Source organism: Elusimicrobiota bacterium, from assembly GCA_016182905.1.
In the GTDB taxonomy this organism is placed as follows: Bacteria; Elusimicrobiota; Elusimicrobia; order UBA1565; family UBA9628; genus GWA2-66-18.
On record JACPFR010000025.1, the window covers coordinates 1 to 17,049 of the forward strand.

Consider the following 17,049-nt stretch of genomic DNA (forward strand, 5'->3'; position numbering starts at 1 on the left):
CGCGCGGCCCCTCAAGCAGATCGTCGAGCGCCAGCTGTCCGACGCCATCGTCGAGGCCGAGCTCGAGGGCCGCATCGGCGAGGGCGACGCGGTCAAGATCGACTGGGACGCGCAGAAGAACGCGTTCACGGCGGACAAGAAAAATTAAGGTCCCGGACTGTCTCCGGAAACAGCCGCCCCACGGCGCGGCTTCATAACGGGTAAAATCTCAACGTGACCAGCAAAAAAGCCGGAGCCGTGCACCTGCGCGACTGGGGCGGGCCGGGCGCGCCGCTCCTCCTGACCCACGGCATGGCCGCGCACACGCACTGGTGGGACGCCGTCGTCCCCCGCTGGAAGGGCGTCTTCCACGCCGCCGCGCTCGACTTCCGCGGCCACGGCGACAGCGACTGGCTGTCGAGCGGCGAGCCGTACGTGTCGCCGCGCTGGGTCGAGGACATCGAGACCGCGCGCAAGGCCCTGGGCTGGGAGCGCTTCATCCTCGTCGGCCACTCGATGGGCGCGCGCATCGCCCTCGACTACGCCGAGCGCCACGGCGAGCGCCTGCGCGGAGTCTGCGCGATCGACTTCCTGCCCGAGTTCTACGAGTCGCGCACGCGCACCCACGAGAAGGTCCGCTCGCGGCCGCAGCCCGTCTACGCCGACGAGGAGACGATGCTCGCCAAGTTCCGCCTCCAGCCGCCCGGGACTTTGCTCGACGAGCGGGCCCTCCGCGAGCTGGGACGCCACGGGGTGAAGAAGACCGCCGCGGGCTGGTCCTGGAAGTTCGACTGGCGCTCGTTCCTCTTCCCGTACGGCCCGGTCTGGGAGCAGCTGCCGAGGGTCGCCGTGGACGCGCTGATCGTGCGCGGCGAGCACAGCACGATCATGACCCGCGAGGTCCTGGACAAGGTCGTCGCCGCGCTGCCGCGCGGCCGCGGCGCCGAGATCGCCGGGGCGCATCACCACATCCCCCTCGACAAGCCCGCGGACCTGGCGGCCGCCGTCTCCGCCTGGGCGTCGTCCCTGCAGGCGTGATGGAGATCGCCTCGATCTGCGTCGGCCCCGCCCGCAGGATCCCCTGGCGCGGGGAGACCGTCGCCACCGCCATCTTCAAGGCCCCGGTCGAGGAAGCCCGCGTCGCGGCGCTCGGCCTCGAGGGCGACGAGCAGGCGGACCCGGCCGTGCACGGCGGCCCGGGCAAGGCGGTGTACGCGTACTCGGCCGATCACTATCCATGGTGGAAGCAGCGGCTGCCGGGCAGGGAGCTGGCCTTCGGCGCCTTCGGCGAGAACCTGACCGTCTCGGGCTTCGACGACGAGGACGCCTGCCTCGGGGACGCCTACCTCGCCGGCTCGGCGCTGCTGATCGCGGCGCAGCCGCGCCTGCCCTGCGCGAAGCTGGGCCTGCGCTTCGACGACCCGGGCATGGTCAAGCTCTTCGCGCAAAGCCTCCGCCTCGGCGTCTATTTCCGCGTCGCGAGGCCCGGACGCGTGCGCCGCGGGGACGCGTTCGAGAAGGTCTCCGAGCACGCGCTCCGCCTCCCGGTCCCGGAGCTCGCCCGGCTGTACTTCGACCCCGGGCTCACGGCCGAGAAGGCCCGGCCCGCGCTCGAGCATCCCGCGCTCGAAGACAACTGGCGCGCGATGCTGGCCAAGCGCCTGCGCGCCGGGGCTTAAAAAGAGATAATATCGCGTGGACCCCGCCGAACGCTCGCGCCTGGCCTCGCTTCGCGCGCTGAACATACTGGACACGCTCCCCGAGGAGCGCTTCGACCGGATCACGCGCCTGACCCAGAGGACCTTCGGCGCGCCGATCGCCCTCATCACGTTCATCGACGAGAACCGCGTCTGGTTCAAGTCCCGCATGGGCCTGGCCGAGGCCGAGATGCCGCGCAACGGCTCCTTCTGCGAGGAGACCTTGGCCTGCGACGGGCTGATGATCGTCCCGGACGCGTCGAAGGATCCGCGTTACTCCGCCCATCCGCTCGTCGCGGGCGGGCCGAAGATACGCTTCTACGCCGGCCAGCCTCTCCAGGGCCCGGACGGGAAGGTCGTCGGCACCTTGTCCTTGCTCGACGTCGCGCCGCGCGACCTGGATATCGAGCAGCGCCGGGCCCTGCGCGACCTGGCCGGCATGGTCCAGGACCAGCTCGCCGGCTCCGGCGACAAGGAAGCGCCGCCCGACGAGCACGCGCGCCTGCTCGCCCGCCTGCGCCTGACGCCGGAGCACGCGACGGGGCGGCGCCGGATCCAGCTCGCTTTCCTCGCGATCGCGGTCGCGCTGCTCGCGGTCACGGCGTTCTCCATGCGCCTGGCCGGCAAGCTCTCGGCCGACGCGGACCGCATCGAGGCCCTCATGGCCGCCCCCGAGCGGCCGTCGGCCTTCGAGGAGATGAAGGCGCCCCTCGACCGCCTGCGTTCGACCGCGCGCTTCTTCCGGATCGCCGTCGGCGTGCGCGGGCTCATGGGGCTGACCTTGGTGTTCTCCGTCCTCGTCATCTTCGACCGTCACATGGACGGGCGCCTCTCGGCCATGGCCGCCATCGAGCTCGACCGCACGCGCCTCCAGGCGGTCATCGACGCCATCGGCGACGGCGTCGTCGTCGCCGACGCGGGCGGGCGCTTCACCGTGTTCAATCCCGCCGCCGAGCGCATCCTCGGCCTCGGCATGGTCGACGACCCCGATCACTCGGACCGCTTCTACCTCTCTTTCTTCGAGGACGACGGCGCCGCGTGCCTCCCCGAGAGGCATCCCTTGAAGCGCGCGATCGCGGGGGAGACCGTGCGCGGCGAAAGGCTGGTCGTGCGCAACGAGCGGCGCCCCGGCGGCGTCCAGGTCGGGATCACCGCCACGCCGGTCCGCGCGTTCGACGGGACGCCGGCGGGCGGCGTCATCATCTTCCGTGATCTGGCGTAGACCCGCCGCGCGCCGTTTCCTATGAACGACCGAAAGTACTGCTTCGTCGCCACCGGCTACCTGGTCCGCGACGGCAAGACCCTCCTCCTCAAGCACAAGAAGCTCGGGATGTGGCTGCCGCCGGGCGGCCACATCGAGGACGGCGAGACGACCGACGAGGGCGTCCTGCGCGAGGTGCGCGAGGAGACCGGCCTCGAGGCCGACTTCATCGCTCCGCCGCGCGCCCCGGTGATGCGCGGCGGCCGGGTCGAGTCCCTGCACGAGCCCCAGCGCGTGCAGATCGAGGAGATCCCCGGCCACAACCACCACATCGACTTCATCTACTACCTCCGCGCCCGCCCCGGCGAGCACGCCCACCGCCCGGACGAGAGCGACGACATCCGCTGGCACTCGCACGAGGACCTGGGCCTGCCCCACGTCCCCGACGAGGTCCGGGAGTCGGGCCGCGACGCCATCCGCCTCGTCGGCGGCTGAGCCCCCGCCTCCCTTGACAGGGATGACTCCCCGGTCTACACTGCCCCAGCAACGGAGGAGATCATGACCCGACAGTTCACCGTCGTTCTCGGACTCGGATTCGCTCTCGCGGCCGCCCTGGGCGGCCCCGCGCTCGCCCAGCAGCCGAAGGAGGCCGGCGCCTCGGAGAAATGCCTCGGCGGAGCCTCGGGCGACAAATGCGGCGGGGCGGCCGCCGCCCAGGAGCACGACCTGCGGGTCGTGTTCGACAAGGAAGGCGCCAAGGGCGAGATCAAGTGCAAGAAAGGCAAGCTCAAGGACGGGAAGGTGGAGTTCGAGAAATGCCTGCAGGACAAGCTCGACAAGTACGAGGACGTCGCGGTCCTGAAGAAGATCGTCGCGAAGGAGCAGCTCGCCAAGCTTCCCGCCAAGAAGAAGCGGCTGGCCAAGAAGCTCGCCTTCTATGACTCCGCCCGCAAGGAGCTGAAGGGTAAGCTCGCCGAGATGGGCGAGGCCAAGAAGGAAGACATCGAGTACAAGAAGGCGGAAGGCGCGCTCGAGAAGATCGACAAGGAGTTCGACAAATCGCTCGCCGAGTGCGCGAAGGAAGACAAGGCCGACTTCGCCTGCCCGACGAAGGACTAGTTCCTGCTCAAGGCCTTGAGCAGCAGCGCCGCCGCGGCGACGACGGCCAAGACGTAGACTCCGGTCTTCCGTTCCGCCGTTCTCCGCTCCTCGGGCGGGGGCGGCGGAGCGGAGGGCGCGGCCGAGGCGCGCGGCGAGGGAGAGCCCGGCGCTCCCGCTGAGACCGGCGAGACGCCCTCCGCCGCCGAGGCCGGCTCCCGCGCGACGGAAGGCGCATGGACCGCCTCCGGGGCGGAGCCTCCCGCGGACCCGCCCAGGCCGCGGGCCAGCTCCCCCATCCGGGCGAGCAAGGAGGCCAAAGACGGAGAGCGGCGCCCGCCGGCTCCGAGCTTTTCCGCGGCCAGGTCCTCGGCCGCGGCGAGGCGCCGGTCCTCCTCGGTGTACTCCCCGAACCCCTCGTCCTCGCCGTCGATCTCCTCCTGGGCGGCGCTCCAGACCGCGTCGAGGTCCTCCGGCGGGACGTCCTGGCCCTTGCGGTAGGAGCCTTCAGCGGCGTGCGGGTTGCAGGTCCCCGACAGGCCGCTGCATGAGGCGGACCATTGGAAATCCCGGGCCTGCGCGGTCATGCCGATGTCCTTGAAGGCGGTGGCGCGGAGCTCCGGCCGCGCCGCGAAATCGCGCTTGAGGTCGGCGAACTTCTCTCGCGGGAGCACCGCGAAGAAGTCCGGACGCCGCACGAGCGCGGCCGGCTCCGCGCGCAGCGCCTCGCGGAGACGGTCGAGCTCGGGCTCCGTCGCGGGGGTCCCGTCCGCGCGCTGGATGGCGGGTTCGCCGCGCGGGCCCGCGCCGACCTTGAGCCCCTGCTCGCGGAAGGTCGCGGCGTAGCCCGTTCGCGCCGCCAACGCCAGCTCCGGGACGCTCCGCGTCCCGGCCGGCGCGGCGGCCGTCCCCGGCTGGGAAGGGCCGGCGCTCCCCGCGGGCGGCTCTTCGGCCGGCAGGAAGCTCCGGCGCATGGTGTCCGCCGCTCCGGCCGCCCGGCGCATCGTCCGCGCGCGCCGCTCTCCGGCGTCCCGGCGCAGGACCTCGGTCCGCTCGGCGCTGGGCGGAGGGCCCGCCGAAGGCGGCGCCGCGGAGGCCTCCGCGGGCATCAGCGCGGCCGACGGCTCCCCGGGGACCGGCGGCGGCGCGGCGGCGGCCGGGTCGGGCGCGCCGGCCTCGGCCTCGATGGCCGAGATCACTTCGTTCTCCTTATTATTCTTGACTTTTTTCTTCTCGAGAAGATAGGGCTTGCAGTCGCCGGTCTTCTTGCAGGCGCTGAATTTCTTCTTCAGCATCGTCGCGTATTCATCGTCCAGGGGCTTGACGTCCACCCCGGCGGCGTCGAGCGTCTTACGCGGCTCATCGAGCTTCCCCTCGTCGAGCTGTCCCCGGGCCGGAGAAGCGGCCAAAGCGGCGGCCACGAGGGCGGCGGCGAGTCGCGGAAGGCTCATGTCCAGAGTTTAACGGCCGGATCGGCCGGTGTCAATCGCCCGGCCCCTCGACGAGGAATCCTTGACCTACGAGGGGAAATCATGTTGAATTAAGCCTTACGCCGGGTAAAGCCCTTCGAGGCGCCGGCTTCAAGGAGATAAATCACCATGGCGAAGAAGGCGAACGCGGCGTTCATGAAGCCCCTCACCCCCAGCGACAAGCTCGCTGAGATCGTCGGCAGCAAGCCCCTCCCCCGCACCGAGGTCGTCAAGAAGCTCTGGGCGTACATCAAGAAGAACAACCTGCAGGACAAGAAGAACAAGCGCAACATCAACGCCGACGCGGCGCTGAAGGCCGTGTTCGCCGGCAAGGCGACGGTCAACATGTTCGAGATGACCAAGCTCGTCTCCAAGCACCTGAGCTAAGTCTTTGACCGTCCGGGGAGACCCGGAAAGTCGGAAGGCCCCCGCGCGAGCGGGGGCCTTCTTCGTTTTACGGATTTGATAAACTGGCGCAGGTGGGCGAAAAAAAACTCGGGGGTCTGGTGGCGCGTACGGGATTTGAACCCGTGATCTTCGCCTTGAGAGGGCGACGTCCTAGGCCGCTAGACGAACGCGCCACCAGAACCCCGAGAACGGAAGGTGCCCCATCTTACCAATTCCGACGAGGCTGAGGCAACTGTGCATCGTCGCGGCGCTGGCCGCGGCGGCGGCGTCCTGCGGGACCCTCGAGAAGGCCTTCGCCCCGGCCCCCAACCCCTGGCCCATCCCGCGCGAGAGCCGCGTGCGCCGGGACGGCCGCCTCCTGCGGGTGTACGGCGCTTCCCTCAAGAGCCGGGCGGACGCCGAGGCCGACGCGAAGCGGTCCTTCGAGGCCTGGATGTGGAGCCTCGACCTCGGAGACGACATCCCCGAGCGCAAGGCGCTGATCGACCGCATCGTGAACTCGAAAGCCGCCCTGCCGGTGCCGTCGCCGGTCCCGGAGAAATCCGGCTTCACGTCGATCATCGAGATCGACCTGCCGAGCCTCCAGAAGCGCCTCGGCACCCACTATGAGTGAACGCGTCCCGCGCGAGCTGCTGTTCGGCAACCCCGAGAAAGCCTCGCCGAAGATCTCCCCGAACGGCAGGCTCTGGGCCTATCTCGCCCCGGACGAGGGCGTCCTCAACATCTGGGCCGGCCCCGAGGGCGGCGACGCGCGGCCCCTGACCAACGACCGCGGCCGCGGCATCCGCGTGTTCCTCTGGGCCGAGGATGAACGGTCGATCCTGTACGTCCAGGACCGCGACGGGGACGAGAACTGGCATCTGTACCAGACCGACGTCGAGACCGGGGTCACCCGCGACCTGACTCCGTACCCGGGCGTTCAAGCCCAAATAGTCGCCACCGAGCCGCGTTTCCCGAACGAGATCCTCGTCGCGCTCAACGACCGCGACCCCAAGCTCCACGACGTCTGGCGTCTCGACCTCACGACCGGCGCGCGGACCCTGGAGGCGACGAACCCCGGCGACGCGATCGGCTGGCTGGCGGACCACGACTTCAAGATCGGCCTGCACAAGGCGACGACGCCCCAGGGCGGGACGGTCCTGCGCCTGCGCGACGGCGACGGCTGGAGGGACCTCCTGTCCTGCGGCCCGGACGACGCGCTCGGCGCCCACGGGTTTTCGCCCGACGGCGAGAACGTCTATATCGAGTCGAGCGTGGGCCGCGACACGACGGCCCTGCTCGAGGTCCCGCTGTCCGGCGGCCCGGCCAAGGTCCTGGCCGAGCACCCGGAGTCGGACCTGGGCTCGGTCCTGATCCACCCGCGCCGCTACCACGCCGAGGCGGCGTCCTTCGAGGTCGACCGCGTCACCTGGCGCGCGCTCGACCCCGCCGTGAAGACGGACATCGCCGCGATGGCCGCCCTGCAGGGCGAGGTCACCATCGTCTCGCGTAACGACGCGGACACGGTCTGGTACCTGCTCGTCAACAAGCCCGACAAGTCGCCCGCCTTCCTGCGCTGGAACCGGGTCGGCCGCGTCGCGACCCCGCTCTTCTCCACGCGCCCGAGGCTCGACGCCTACGCGCTCGCGCCGATGAAGCCGGTCAAATACGCCGCGCGCGACGGCCGCGCGGTGCGCGGCTACCTGACGACGCCCGCGGGCGCCCCGGCCGGCAAGCTGCCTCTCGTCCTCCTGGTCCACGGCGGTCCCTGGGTCCGCGACCACTGGGGCTTCCACCCCGAGGCGCAGTGGCTCGCGAGCCTCGGCTACGCCTGCCTGCAGCTCAACTACCGCGGCTCCGCCGGCTTCGGCAAGGCGCACCTCCACGCGGGGGACCGCGAGTGGGGCGCCAAGATGCAGGACGACCTCACCGACGGCGTGGAGTGGGCGGTGTCGCAGGGCGTCGCCGACCCGGGGCGCGTCGCGATCTACGGCGGCTCTTATGGCGGCTACGCCGCGCTCGCCGGGGCGGCGTTCACGCCCGACGTCTACAGGTGCGCGATCGACGTGGTCGGGCCCTCGAACCTGATCACGCTCATCCAGTCCATCCCGCCGTACTGGGCGCCGCTGAAGCGCACCTTCGACCTGCGCGTCGGCTCGATCGAGACGGAGGAGGACTTCTTGAAGTCCCGTTCCCCCTTGTTCCACGTCGACAAGATCGACATCCCGCTCTTGATCGCCCAGGGCGCGCACGACCCGCGCGTGAAGCAGGCCGAGTCGGAGCAGATCGTCGCGGCCCTGCGCGCGAAGGGCAAGCCCGTCGAGTACCTGCTCTATCCCGACGAGGGCCACGGCTTCGCCAGGCCCGCCAACCGCCTCGACTTCTACGCCAAGGCCGAAGCCTTCCTCGCCAAGCATCTGGCGTAGGCCTTTAGCACGAAAATAGGCCGGGCCCTACGCCTGGGCTTCGGTAGGCCTTCCGGTGCTGAATATCCCGTCGAGAACAACCTACCATGGAGGCATGATCCCTTCCCCGCTCCGCCGGGCCCTGCTGCTCCTCGCCGTCGCCGCTTTCCTGATCACCCGCGCCGCGGCCCAGAACGCCGACGCCGCCTTCGCCTCCGCGCTCCGGGAGGGCGCTCCCTCCTTCGCGCGGATCGCGCAGTTCAAGGCCAAGCCCCGGAAGCCCGTCCCCCAGACGAAGGGTCCGAGCGCCTCCGAGGCCGTCTGGGCGAAGGTCCTCGAGACCGTCAAGCGCGACGGCAAGTACAGGCCCGACAGCGCGTTCGCTCCCGGCTCGTTCTCCATCGAGGACACCGTGGGAGACCCGAAGGCGGACCACTCGACCCAGGGCATCTCGGTGTTCGGCATGCTCAACGACGAGGAGCGGTTCGAGGCGCTGAGCGTGATGCTCGTCTTCAGGGATCACAAGCTCGACCCCAAGGACGGAAACTGGCACATCGAGCAGTGGCTCTTCCAGACCGACGTCTACGGCGAGGTCGCCGAGCTCGCCGCCGGCACGGTCATCAAGACCCAGGACGGCAAGGTCGTGGGGACGACGCGCAGCGCGATCAGCCCCTCCGATCCCAAGGTCCAGGCTCGGTACGACGCGATGCTCGCGCACTGGGCCGAGCGGAAGCCTTAAGGAGCATGACCATGAGACTCCTCCCCCTCGCTCTCGCCCTGACGCTCGCGATGCCGGCCTCCGCGGCCTCGACCGACTCCGATTTCTCGGCCTCGCTCGGCGGCATCGGCGAGAACCTCATCGGCCGCGCGAAGGCGCTCAAAGGGAACTACCGGCTGGCGACCCAGGAGTCCGGGCCCAACGACCCCATCCTGCTCGCCCAAAAGCCGCTGCTCGACCTCATCAAGAGGGTGGAGCCCTCGGTCGTGTTCCTCGTGATGACGGCCCAGGGCGAGGGGGCCTCGAAGAAGCCCGGCAGCGGGATCTGCACCGGCTTCTTCACGGACGCCTTGAAGGAGCTCGGCCGCCCGAGCGTCATCACGACCAACGCCCACTGCGTCGAGAAGCTGGCGGTCGGTGCCGAGATCCAGGCCGGACTTTACACCGGCGACGACAACCGCCCCAAGATGACGAAGGGCAGGGTCCTCGCCTACGGCAGCAGCACCGCCGCCAAGGACATCGCCTTCGTCGAGCTCGTCGACCGGAGCCTCGACCGCCGCCCGCTCCCGCTGTGGTCGAAGCTCGACCGCGGCGAGCAGGTCATCGCGATCGGCAGCCCCCTGGGCATGACCTTCTCGGTCTCGCGCGGCATCGTCAGCGCGCTCGAGCGCGACCGCCTGAGCGGCGCGTTCGTGCTCGAGATGAACCAGGCCGACGTCGCCGTCAACCCCGGCAACTCCGGCGGCCCGCTGTTCAACATGTGGGGCAGCGTCGTCGGCATCAACACGATGATCGCCTCCCAGTCCGGCGGCTTCGAGGGCATCAGCCTGTCCGTGCCCTCGTCCTACATCACCTTGGCGATGAAGCAGTACAAGCGGACCGGCAACCTGAAGCCGGGCGCGATGCAGGTGGAGGTCTCCCCCTCGACCGAGACGCTGAAGCTGACCGTGCGCAAGGTCGTCCCCGGCGGTCCCGCCGACGCGGCGAAGATGCGGACCGACGACCAGCTGATCGCGGTGGACGGCGTCGACCTGAGCGGCCCGAACAACGAGGCCGCGATGAAGGCCTTCCTGACCTACGTGAAGTACCGCTCCCCGGGCGAGACGATCTCGGTGACCGTGCGCCGTGGCGGCAAGGACGTCGCGCTGACGGTCACGCTCGGCGAGGCGAAGCCGCCGGAGCCGCCCCGACCCGAGTGGGCGCCGATCCCGCCCAAGGAAAAAGCCGACAAGTCCGGCCCGACCGGCTTCTCGATCTGACCGGCGGCCGCCCCGACTGTTTCCGGAAACAGTCGGGGCGCCTTTTTCGGGGACCCGCGCCGGCGCGAGTCCGCCTCTTGACGGGCGGGGGAAGGCGGAGCATAATCGGGGGGACATGGCCTCCCCCCTGCTGCTGATCGCGGTCCTGGCCGTCCCCGTCCTCGCCCAGAAGGTCCCGGACTGCATCCACGTCTCGACGACCGCGGTCCGGCTCCGATACAAGCCCGACCTCGACTCGGTGCGCGACTGCCAGGAGAAGGCGCGCCGGAAGCTCATCGACGACGCCCAGGACAAGGGCAAGCCGCTCTCGTACGCGAGGATCGAGAGGATCGACGACCAGCAGAGGGCCGAGGTCCGAGAGTTTGGCCAACAGCGGCACGATCATCGAGGGCTCGACGAAGAACAACCGCGGCCTCGGCGGGGTGACCGACGAGGACCTGTCCCGGGTCTCCGCCGAGGAGGGCGCCGAGGTCGGCGCCCTCGAAGATCGCCTGCACGCGGCGGCGGGCGACGGCAAGGACGGCATCACGCCCGCGATGGGACGCGACCTCATCGACTCCCTGACCAAGAAGCAGGGCTTCGTGAGCGCGGACATGAAGGACCTGATCGACTCCGTCGTCCGCGACGGCGGCAAGCTCACGCCCGAGACGATGAAGAAGCTGCAGAGCGCGGGACGCGCGGCGAAGGGCGCGGGCCTCGACCTCAACATCGACAAGGGCACCGAGAAGGCCCTGCTCGAGCGCGACTTCGACGCGGACAAGGAACCGGCGCCCGCGCCCCCCGCCGACCCCGGCAATCTGTAAAATAGACGGGTGAAGACAAAACCCGGCGTCCTGCCTCTTTTCCGTCACCTGACGTCCGTCCCCACCGCTCCCTTCCGCGAGACCGCCGTATCGAGGAAAGCCCTCGAGTGGATCCGCGACAACCTCGGCTCGCGCGTGAAGGTCCGCCGCCTGCGCGGCGGCTTCATCGTCTCCTACCGCGGCGCCGGCGCGGGCCCGGCGCTGTGCCTGGCGGCCCACCTCGATCATCCCGCCTTCGACCTGGTCAAGGTCGGGAGGACGGGCGCCGCCGCGCGCCTGCGCGGCGGACTGCCCCCCCACCTGCTGGCGGGCGCCGCCGTCGAGGCCTTCCCGAAGGTCCCGAAGGACAACCGGCCGCTCGCGCGCGGCGTGATCGGCCCGCGGCCGAGTGAGGACGGCGGCGCGTGGACGATCGCGTGGAACGAGCCCCTGAAGAACGGCGTCAAGCCCGACTTCGCCGTCCTGTCCCTGCCGGCCTGCGCGGTTAAGGAAGGCTGGCTGCTGTCGCGCTCGGTGGACGACCTCCTCGGCTGCGCGATCAGCCTCGAGGCGATGCGGCGCCTGGCGAAGGCGCGCGCGAAGGTCAACCTGACCGTCCTGCTCAACCGCGCCGAGGAAGTCGGCTTCGTGGGCGCGCTCGACATGATCAGGTCCGGGAAGCTGTCCGCCCTGGACTCCTATCTGTCGATCGAGTCGTCGCGGGAGCTGCCGGGCTCGAAGCCCGGGCAGGGCCCCACGGTCCGCCTCGGGGACAAGGCCTCGGCCTTCGATCCCAACCTCACCGCTCTGCTCGACGACGCGGCCGAGGCGCTGCGCAAGCGCGGCGCCAAGGTCCAGCGCCTGCGCCTGACCGGCGGGACCTGCGAGGCGACGGCCTACCTGGCCTTCGGCTACGAGGCCGGCGGCGTGGCGATCCCCCTCGTCGACTACCACAACGGCTGGGGCGCCGACGCGGTCGCGCCCGAGAAGGTGCGGCTGTCGGACGTCGAGGGCGGCGTCAAGCTGCTCACGGCGGCGTCGAGGCTGTTCGGCGCGAAGCTCCTGCGCGGCGCCCTGCGCGCGCGGCTCGAGAAGCGCCACGACGGCGAGAAGCGCTCGCTCGCGCCTTAAAAAAACCGTGACACCGCGGCGATAGACCCGCCGCCGGCGCGCGAGCTACCATGGCCTCCGAGGACAAGGAGGAGAAGACCATGGCGAACGAACTGCAGGGCTTCAGGGTCGCGATGCTGGTGACGGGCGGATTCGAGGAGTCGGAGCTCGTCGAGACGAAGAAGGCCCTCGAGGCGGCGGGCGCGGCGGTCAAGATCGTCTCCCCGGTCACCGGCGAGGTCCAGTCGGCGAGGCACGGCAACCCCGGCGACATGTTCCGCGTGGACGCGCTGCTCGGCCAGACCCACGCCGGCGAGTACGACGCCCTGGTCCTGCCCGGAGGCGTCGCCAGCCCCGACCGGCTGCGCATCATGCCCGCGGCCGTCGCCTTCGTGAAGCATTTCGTCGAGTCGGGCAAGCCGATCGCGGCCATCTGCCACGGCCCCTGGACCTTGATCGAGGCCGGCGGCGTGCGCGGCCGCCGCCTGACGTCGTGGCTCTCCCTGAAGACCGACCTGGTCAACGCGGGCGCCAAGTGGGTCGACCAAAAGGTCGTCGACGACCGGGGGCTGGTGACGAGCCGCCGCCCCGACGACCTTCCCGCGTTCGTCGCGAAGACGATCGAGGTGTTCGCCGCGAGCCGCCTCGCGCACACGGGCGTCTCCCGTCCCGGGAATCGCCGATGACGTACGTCATCACGGAGAAGTGCCTGGGCGAGCGCTACGGCGACTGCGTGGCGGTCTGCCCCGTCGAATGCATCCATCCGATCGAGCACGAGGGCAAGCCCTTCATGATCATCGACCCTCAGGTGTGCATCGAATGCGGCGTCTGCCTGCCGGAGTGCCCGATCGGCGCGATCGTCTCGTCCGAGGGCGAGGCGCCCTCGGACGCCGCGCTCGCCGCGAGCCTGGCGCCGCAGGCCATCGAGTACGAGAAGGCGCACGGCAAGGCCCCGACGCGGCCGCCGAACGAGCCGCCGAGGCGCCCGGAGAACAAGCTCGTGAAATGAGGACGCCTCCGCCCCCTTGCTAAATCCTCCCACGGCGCTACAATGATGAGCGCAGATGCGACTCGAACGTTATTTCGGCCTCAACGACCCGGTCTCCAGCCTCAGCCATCTCACGGCGGCGGTCGGGGCCTTGGGCGGCACCTTCTTCCTCTACAAGAAGGGACGCGGCGACGCCTTACGCGTCTCTTCGCTGATGATCTTCAGCGCCTCCTTGCTGTTTCTCTTCGCGATGAGCGGCGTGTATCACGGCCTGCCTCCCGGGCCGACGCGGGTCATCTTCCGGCGGCTCGACTACGCCGGCATCTGGCTCGTCATCGCCGGATCGGCCACGCCGGTGCACGTCCTGCTCTTCAAGGGCCACTGGCGCTGGGGCCTGACCGCGCTGTTCTGGGGCGCGGCGCTCACGAGCCTCGTGCTCATCGACGTGTATTTCAGCACCTTGCCGTACTGGGCGATCGTGACGGCCTACATCGGCGTGGCTTCGCTCGGCGTCATCTCTTTCGTCCGCATCACCGCCCGCTACGGCTGGAAGGAGTCGGCCCTGCTGTTCCTCGGAGGCATCGCCTACATCGCCGGGGCGGTCATCGACTTCCTTGACGGGCCCGTGATCTTCACCGGCGTCCTCGGCGCGCACGAGCTGTTCCACTTCCTCGTCATCGTCGGGGCGTCCCTGCACTGGAGCTTCATCTACAACTGGGCGGGGCGGCAGGACCTCGCCCGCTGAGCCCGGTCAGGCGGCGCGCAGGTTCCGCCAGATCCCGTACCAGAACCGCCCGCTGGCCGTGGACATCGACGGCCGGCGCGCGTCGCGCACCAGCCGCCGGCCGTCCTTGCCCGCCCCGTGCTCCCGACCGGCCGCCGGCCGTTGCGCCGCCTTCGCATCCTTGATCGCCATCTCGCGTCCTCCGCCGGAAGATTCCGGCTCTTGATCATAGGAACGCGGGCTCAACTTTCCGTCAAGCGGCGGTCAAATATCCGTCAAATCACTCGAGCGCGGCTTCGGCGCGCTCGATGTCGGCGAGCGCCGCGCGGGCGCCGGGGCTGTCCGTCAGCGCGAGGACGCGCTCGTAGGCCGCGCGCGACGCGGCGTAGTCCTTCTCCTGGAAGCAGATCATCCCCAGGAGGAACTGAGCCCGGGCGTTGTTCGGCGCGCAGGAGGCGGTCTGCTCGAACAGCGCGCGCGTCGAGCGGTAGGTGAGGTTGCGCGCGGCGGCGATGGGGACCCACAGCGCGAGGAGGGCGGCGAGCGCGACGGCGCCGCGCTCGGAACGGCCGAGGAGATGAGCGAGCAGGAGACAGAGGCCCGCGGCCGGGAGATACAGGTAGCGGTCCGCGACGGGGCTGACGTTCGAGAAGGGGATCAGGTGCAGAAAAGGCGCGAGAGCGAGGGGGATCCAGGCCAGGGAGAACAGGCCCTCTTTGGAGCGGCGGAGGAGGACGGCGGCCGCGGCGAAGACGCCGAGCCAGAGCGGCCACCACGGGCCGGAGGGCAGGGTGCGCTCGAGGCACAACGGATACGGGACGGCGAGGGTGCGCAGATAAAAGGAGAACGACTCCAAGGACGAGTACTCGAAACGGACGGGGAAGGCGCGCGGGGGAGTGAGGACGGAGAAACGGAGCACGAGATAAACGGCGCTGAGGGCGGCGACGGCGGCGGCGAGGGTCTTCAGCCGGGGGAGCTCGGCGCGGGCGAACAGCACGACGTAGAGGATCGATATCGGAACGGCGACGAGGGCGGACTCCTTGGAGAGGAGGCCGAGGGCGAGGAAAAAACAGATCTTGAACGGCGACGGGTGATCCTTGTCGGCGCAATACTCGATCACCGAAAGGAGAACGGCGAGGATGCAGGATGCGGCGAACAGGTGGCCTTTGAACGAGGAGAAGTTGAGGAGCTCGGTGTGGGCTGGGAAAAAAGCGAAGAGGCACGCCGCGTAGATCGCCGGCCGGCGGCCGGCGTCTAATCGCTGGGCGACCCGATATAGAAGCACGGCGTTCAGGAAGTGGAGGCAAAGGCCGAACGAACGGTAGATCAACGGGAATGAATGGGTCGCGTAATGGAACAAGGTGACTGCCGGTTGATAGGTCCGCTCCGCGGCGAAGAGAAAATAATCTCGAGAGAACAGACCGCTCAGGAACTCCCCTAGGCCCAAACGGAACGCCGGGTTATCCCTGACGTGAGAGACATCGTCATAGATGACGGGAGACACGAGCGCCGGCGCGTAGATGAGGGCTATGGCGCCGGCGAGCGCGGCGGAGCCGCGCTTGCTCATACCTTTCATGAAGACAAACGGCGGTGGGTGACCTCGCCGGCCCAGAGGCAAACGACGGCCAGGAATATGCCGGCCGGAACGTCGACGAGGTAGTGCCAACCGAGCAGGACCGTGGACGAGATCACCACGACGTTTAGAACGAACAGCGCCGCAAAAATATTCTTTCGCGGCAAAACGGCGTAGGTCGCCAAAACCGACCAAGCGACGTGGAATGAAGGGAAGGCGATCAAACCGCCCAACAGCGTGGTCACCGGCTGGAAATTATGGACCTGCTCGTATTTCCAATGCGTCAGGCGCTGGACCTGGAGGAAGTGCGGGCTGTCGAAGACGCCGGCGGGCCCCGAGGACGGGAAGAAATAATAGATCAGGCTGCCGAAGAACGACGAGTACACGACCGCGTACAGGAACGCGCGCAGACGCAGCCGGTCGTGCGCGAGGGCGGCGATGCACGGCGCCAGGATGAGCTGAAGCTCGGTCGAGTTGTAGCATACGACGAGGAATGAACGCAGCGACGGCCTCTCCGCGACCCAGCGCAGCACCGCGACCGTGTCCCAGCCGAGGGCCGCGTCCCAGCGGGCGAGCGAGTGATCGATCCGCGGGAAGGGCGAGTACTGGATGCCCGTGGTGAGGACCCCCATGACGGCCGCGGTCAGGGCGTAGAAGGCGAGGTTGACGGCCGCGAAGGACGCGTAGGGGGAGCGCCGGCGCACCCAATGGCCGAAGACCGCGAAATCCAGCGCCACGAAGGCCAGCCACCAAGCTTCGCGCGGGAAATAGCTGACGCCCGTGTAGCGGAAGAACGCCGCGTTGACGGCGAAGAGGACGCCCGCCGTCAGCAGGGCCGCCAGAAGCCAGCCGGCCAGCCAGCGGTCCTCGCGCGAAAGTGTCACACCCGGAGTGTACCGCAATCGCCTCGAATTTGGCAAAATGGGCCCATGAAGAACATCCCCGTCCTCCTGGCCCTCCTCGCCGCGCTGACCCCCGCCGCCCACGCCGACCCTTTCGCCGACTTCCAGACGCAGGTCCGCGCCGAGTACGTCAAGCCGTTCGCCCTTGACCTCGGCGGCGTCCTCGGCGGGGCCTCGGCTCACACCGGCCGCACGCTCGGCCTGCCCGGCTTCTGGGCGGGGGCCGTCGGCTCGGTGCAGCTCCGGCCGGACGCCAACGACCGCGTGCTCCGCGACGCGGGCGTGAAGGCCTTCGGCGTGCCTTTGATCGAGGCCGGCGTCGGCCTGCCCTTCAAGATCGACGTCGTCGTCCACGGCATGAGCGCGATGGGCGCCTCGATCTACGGCGGCGGCCTGCGCTATGGAGTCTACCGCACCGACCTCGTCGACACCTTCCTGCCGAACGTCTCGGTCTCCGCCTTCGGCGACAAGGTCAACCACAAGCATTTCAGCGCGTCCCACGGCGCGCTCAACGCCGCGGCGACCTGGAACCTCCCGATCGTCAAGCCGTTCTTCGTCGCGGGCTACGACGTCACCGAGGTGAAGGTCGGCGCGGCGACCTTCCCGGGCGTGGCCGGCATGAAGGCCACCGCCCGCGGCTCGCGCTTCTCGGCCGGCGTGGACGTCCACCCCCTTCCCCTCATCAGCCTGCGCGGCGCCTACACTTTGCGCCACGGCATCCCGGGCTTCGACCTCGGCCTCGGAGCGCAGTTCTAGG

21 protein-coding genes and 1 tRNA gene are annotated in these 17,049 nt (G+C 69.5%); 17 read left to right on the forward strand and 5 right to left on the reverse strand.

Annotated elements, in window-relative coordinates; all coding sequences use genetic code 11:
• The 6 genes from HYV14_09935 to HYV14_09960 all read left to right on the forward strand — a co-directional run.
• Positions 1-148, forward strand: a 148-nt coding sequence (locus tag HYV14_09935) for a hypothetical protein (protein MBI2386318.1), incomplete at its 5' end; no start/stop codon positions are given.
• 65 nt (positions 149-213) lie between these two features.
• Complete coding sequence (locus HYV14_09940) at positions 214-1,017, forward strand: alpha/beta hydrolase (GenBank protein MBI2386319.1); 804 nt, start codon at positions 214-216, stop codon at positions 1,015-1,017.
• On the forward strand, positions 1,017-1,658 hold the full coding sequence (locus tag HYV14_09945) for an MOSC domain-containing protein (protein ID MBI2386320.1): 642 nt from the start codon (positions 1,017-1,019) through the stop codon (positions 1,656-1,658). The genes HYV14_09940 and HYV14_09945 overlap by 1 nt, the downstream gene beginning before the upstream one ends.
• 16 nt (positions 1,659-1,674) lie before the next feature.
• On the forward strand, positions 1,675-2,898 hold the full coding sequence (locus HYV14_09950) for a GAF domain-containing protein (protein ID MBI2386321.1): 1,224 nt from the start codon (positions 1,675-1,677) through the stop codon (positions 2,896-2,898).
• 21 nt (positions 2,899-2,919) lie between these two features.
• A complete protein-coding gene (locus HYV14_09955; protein ID MBI2386322.1) occupies positions 2,920-3,372 on the forward strand; it encodes an NUDIX domain-containing protein in 453 nt (150 codons plus the stop codon).
• A gap of 63 nt (positions 3,373-3,435) precedes the next feature.
• Positions 3,436-3,996 carry a hypothetical protein gene (locus HYV14_09960; protein MBI2386323.1) on the forward strand — a complete coding sequence of 187 codons (561 nt, stop codon included), beginning with the start codon at positions 3,436-3,438 and terminating at the stop codon, positions 3,994-3,996.
• Here the strand turns inward: HYV14_09960 and HYV14_09965 are convergent.
• Positions 3,993-5,426, reverse strand: coding sequence for a hypothetical protein (locus HYV14_09965; protein ID MBI2386324.1), 1,434 nt, complete (start codon positions 5,424-5,426; stop codon positions 3,993-3,995). The genes HYV14_09960 and HYV14_09965 overlap by 4 nt on opposite strands.
• Positions 5,427-5,573: 147 nt before the next feature.
• On the opposite strand from HYV14_09965, the gene HYV14_09970 reads away from it, so the two are divergent.
• Positions 5,574-5,831: an SWIB/MDM2 domain-containing protein gene (locus HYV14_09970; protein MBI2386325.1), complete on the forward strand. Its 258-nt coding sequence runs from the start codon at positions 5,574-5,576 to the stop codon at positions 5,829-5,831.
• A 117-nt stretch (positions 5,832-5,948) separates the two neighbouring features.
• On the opposite strand, the gene HYV14_09975 is transcribed toward HYV14_09970, so the two are convergent.
• Positions 5,949-6,025 (reverse strand) — tRNA-Glu (locus tag HYV14_09975).
• Between the two features lie 164 nt (positions 6,026-6,189).
• On the opposite strand from HYV14_09975, the gene HYV14_09980 reads away from it, so the two are divergent.
• From HYV14_09980 to HYV14_10020, 9 genes are all read left to right on the forward strand, one after another.
• Positions 6,190-6,465, forward strand: coding sequence for a hypothetical protein (locus HYV14_09980; protein MBI2386326.1), 276 nt, complete (start codon positions 6,190-6,192; stop codon positions 6,463-6,465).
• Positions 6,458-8,257 carry a S9 family peptidase gene (locus tag HYV14_09985; protein MBI2386327.1) on the forward strand — a complete coding sequence of 600 codons (1,800 nt, stop codon included), beginning with the start codon at positions 6,458-6,460 and terminating at the stop codon, positions 8,255-8,257. Before HYV14_09980 ends, HYV14_09985 begins: the two co-directional genes overlap by 8 nt.
• A 94-nt stretch (positions 8,258-8,351) precedes the next feature.
• Positions 8,352-8,975 carry a hypothetical protein gene (locus HYV14_09990; GenBank protein ID MBI2386328.1) on the forward strand — a complete coding sequence of 208 codons (624 nt, stop codon included), beginning with the start codon at positions 8,352-8,354 and terminating at the stop codon, positions 8,973-8,975.
• A gap of 11 nt (positions 8,976-8,986) precedes the next feature.
• Entirely contained in the window at positions 8,987-10,213 is a 1,227-nt protein-coding gene (locus HYV14_09995) for a trypsin-like peptidase domain-containing protein (GenBank protein ID MBI2386329.1), read from the forward strand.
• A 362-nt stretch (positions 10,214-10,575) separates the two neighbouring features.
• Entirely contained in the window at positions 10,576-11,016 is a 441-nt protein-coding gene (locus tag HYV14_10000; GenBank protein MBI2386330.1) for a hypothetical protein, read from the forward strand.
• Between the two features lie 9 nt (positions 11,017-11,025).
• Positions 11,026-12,126, forward strand: coding sequence for a M20/M25/M40 family metallo-hydrolase (locus HYV14_10005; GenBank protein ID MBI2386331.1), 1,101 nt, complete (start codon positions 11,026-11,028; stop codon positions 12,124-12,126).
• Between the two features lie 80 nt (positions 12,127-12,206).
• A complete protein-coding gene (locus HYV14_10010) occupies positions 12,207-12,791 on the forward strand; it encodes a type 1 glutamine amidotransferase (protein ID MBI2386332.1) in 585 nt (194 codons plus the stop codon).
• Entirely contained in the window at positions 12,788-13,114 is a 327-nt protein-coding gene (locus HYV14_10015) for a 4Fe-4S dicluster domain-containing protein (GenBank protein ID MBI2386333.1), read from the forward strand. The genes HYV14_10010 and HYV14_10015 overlap by 4 nt, the downstream gene beginning before the upstream one ends.
• 55 nt (positions 13,115-13,169) lie before the next feature.
• Positions 13,170-13,838, forward strand: a complete 669-nt coding sequence (locus tag HYV14_10020; protein MBI2386334.1) for a hemolysin III family protein — start codon at positions 13,170-13,172, stop codon at positions 13,836-13,838.
• Between the two features lie 6 nt (positions 13,839-13,844).
• Here HYV14_10020 and HYV14_10025 read toward each other — a convergent pair whose 3' ends face one another.
• From HYV14_10025 to HYV14_10035, 3 genes are all read right to left on the reverse strand, one after another.
• Positions 13,845-14,009: a hypothetical protein gene (locus HYV14_10025; GenBank protein ID MBI2386335.1), complete on the reverse strand. Its 165-nt coding sequence runs from the start codon at positions 14,007-14,009 to the stop codon at positions 13,845-13,847.
• An 88-nt stretch (positions 14,010-14,097) separates the two neighbouring features.
• Positions 14,098-15,384, reverse strand: a complete 1,287-nt coding sequence (locus HYV14_10030; protein ID MBI2386336.1) for a hypothetical protein — start codon at positions 15,382-15,384, stop codon at positions 14,098-14,100.
• 5 nt (positions 15,385-15,389) lie between these two features.
• Positions 15,390-16,274: a phosphatase PAP2 family protein gene (locus tag HYV14_10035; GenBank protein MBI2386337.1), complete on the reverse strand. Its 885-nt coding sequence runs from the start codon at positions 16,272-16,274 to the stop codon at positions 15,390-15,392.
• 45 nt (positions 16,275-16,319) lie between these two features.
• Between HYV14_10035 and HYV14_10040 the strand changes: the two genes are divergently transcribed.
• Entirely contained in the window at positions 16,320-17,048 is a 729-nt protein-coding gene (locus HYV14_10040; GenBank protein ID MBI2386338.1) for a hypothetical protein, read from the forward strand.
• Position 17,049: the final 1 nt, after the last annotated feature.

What these genes read in the sequence shown, in the direction of transcription:
- HYV14_10020 (MBI2386334.1), top strand. Translation starts at nt 13,170, where the DNA reads ATGCGACTCGAACGTTATTTCGGCCTCAACGACCCGGTCTCCAGCCTC.
- HYV14_09995 (MBI2386329.1), top strand. Translation starts at nt 8,987, where the DNA reads ATGAGACTCCTCCCCCTCGCTCTCGCCCTGACGCTCGCGATGCCGGCC.
- HYV14_09960 (MBI2386323.1), top strand. Translation starts at nt 3,436, where the DNA reads ATGACCCGACAGTTCACCGTCGTTCTCGGACTCGGATTCGCTCTCGCG.
- HYV14_09965 (MBI2386324.1), bottom strand. Translation starts at nt 5,426, where the DNA reads ATGAGCCTTCCGCGACTCGCCGCCGCCCTCGTGGCCGCCGCTTTGGCC.
- HYV14_10015 (MBI2386333.1), top strand. Translation starts at nt 12,788, where the DNA reads ATGACGTACGTCATCACGGAGAAGTGCCTGGGCGAGCGCTACGGCGAC.
- HYV14_09970 (MBI2386325.1), top strand. Translation starts at nt 5,574, where the DNA reads ATGGCGAAGAAGGCGAACGCGGCGTTCATGAAGCCCCTCACCCCCAGC.
- HYV14_09985 (MBI2386327.1), top strand. Translation starts at nt 6,458, where the DNA reads ATGAGTGAACGCGTCCCGCGCGAGCTGCTGTTCGGCAACCCCGAGAAA.
- HYV14_10010 (MBI2386332.1), top strand. Translation starts at nt 12,207, where the DNA reads ATGGCGAACGAACTGCAGGGCTTCAGGGTCGCGATGCTGGTGACGGGC.
- HYV14_10030 (MBI2386336.1), bottom strand. Translation starts at nt 15,384, where the DNA reads ATGAGCAAGCGCGGCTCCGCCGCGCTCGCCGGCGCCATAGCCCTCATC.
- HYV14_09945 (MBI2386320.1), top strand. Translation starts at nt 1,017, where the DNA reads ATGGAGATCGCCTCGATCTGCGTCGGCCCCGCCCGCAGGATCCCCTGG.
- HYV14_09990 (MBI2386328.1), top strand. Translation starts at nt 8,352, where the DNA reads ATGATCCCTTCCCCGCTCCGCCGGGCCCTGCTGCTCCTCGCCGTCGCC.
- HYV14_10040 (MBI2386338.1), top strand. Translation starts at nt 16,320, where the DNA reads ATGAAGAACATCCCCGTCCTCCTGGCCCTCCTCGCCGCGCTGACCCCC.
- HYV14_10025 (MBI2386335.1), bottom strand. Translation starts at nt 14,009, where the DNA reads ATGGCGATCAAGGATGCGAAGGCGGCGCAACGGCCGGCGGCCGGTCGG.
- HYV14_09955 (MBI2386322.1), top strand. Translation starts at nt 2,920, where the DNA reads ATGAACGACCGAAAGTACTGCTTCGTCGCCACCGGCTACCTGGTCCGC.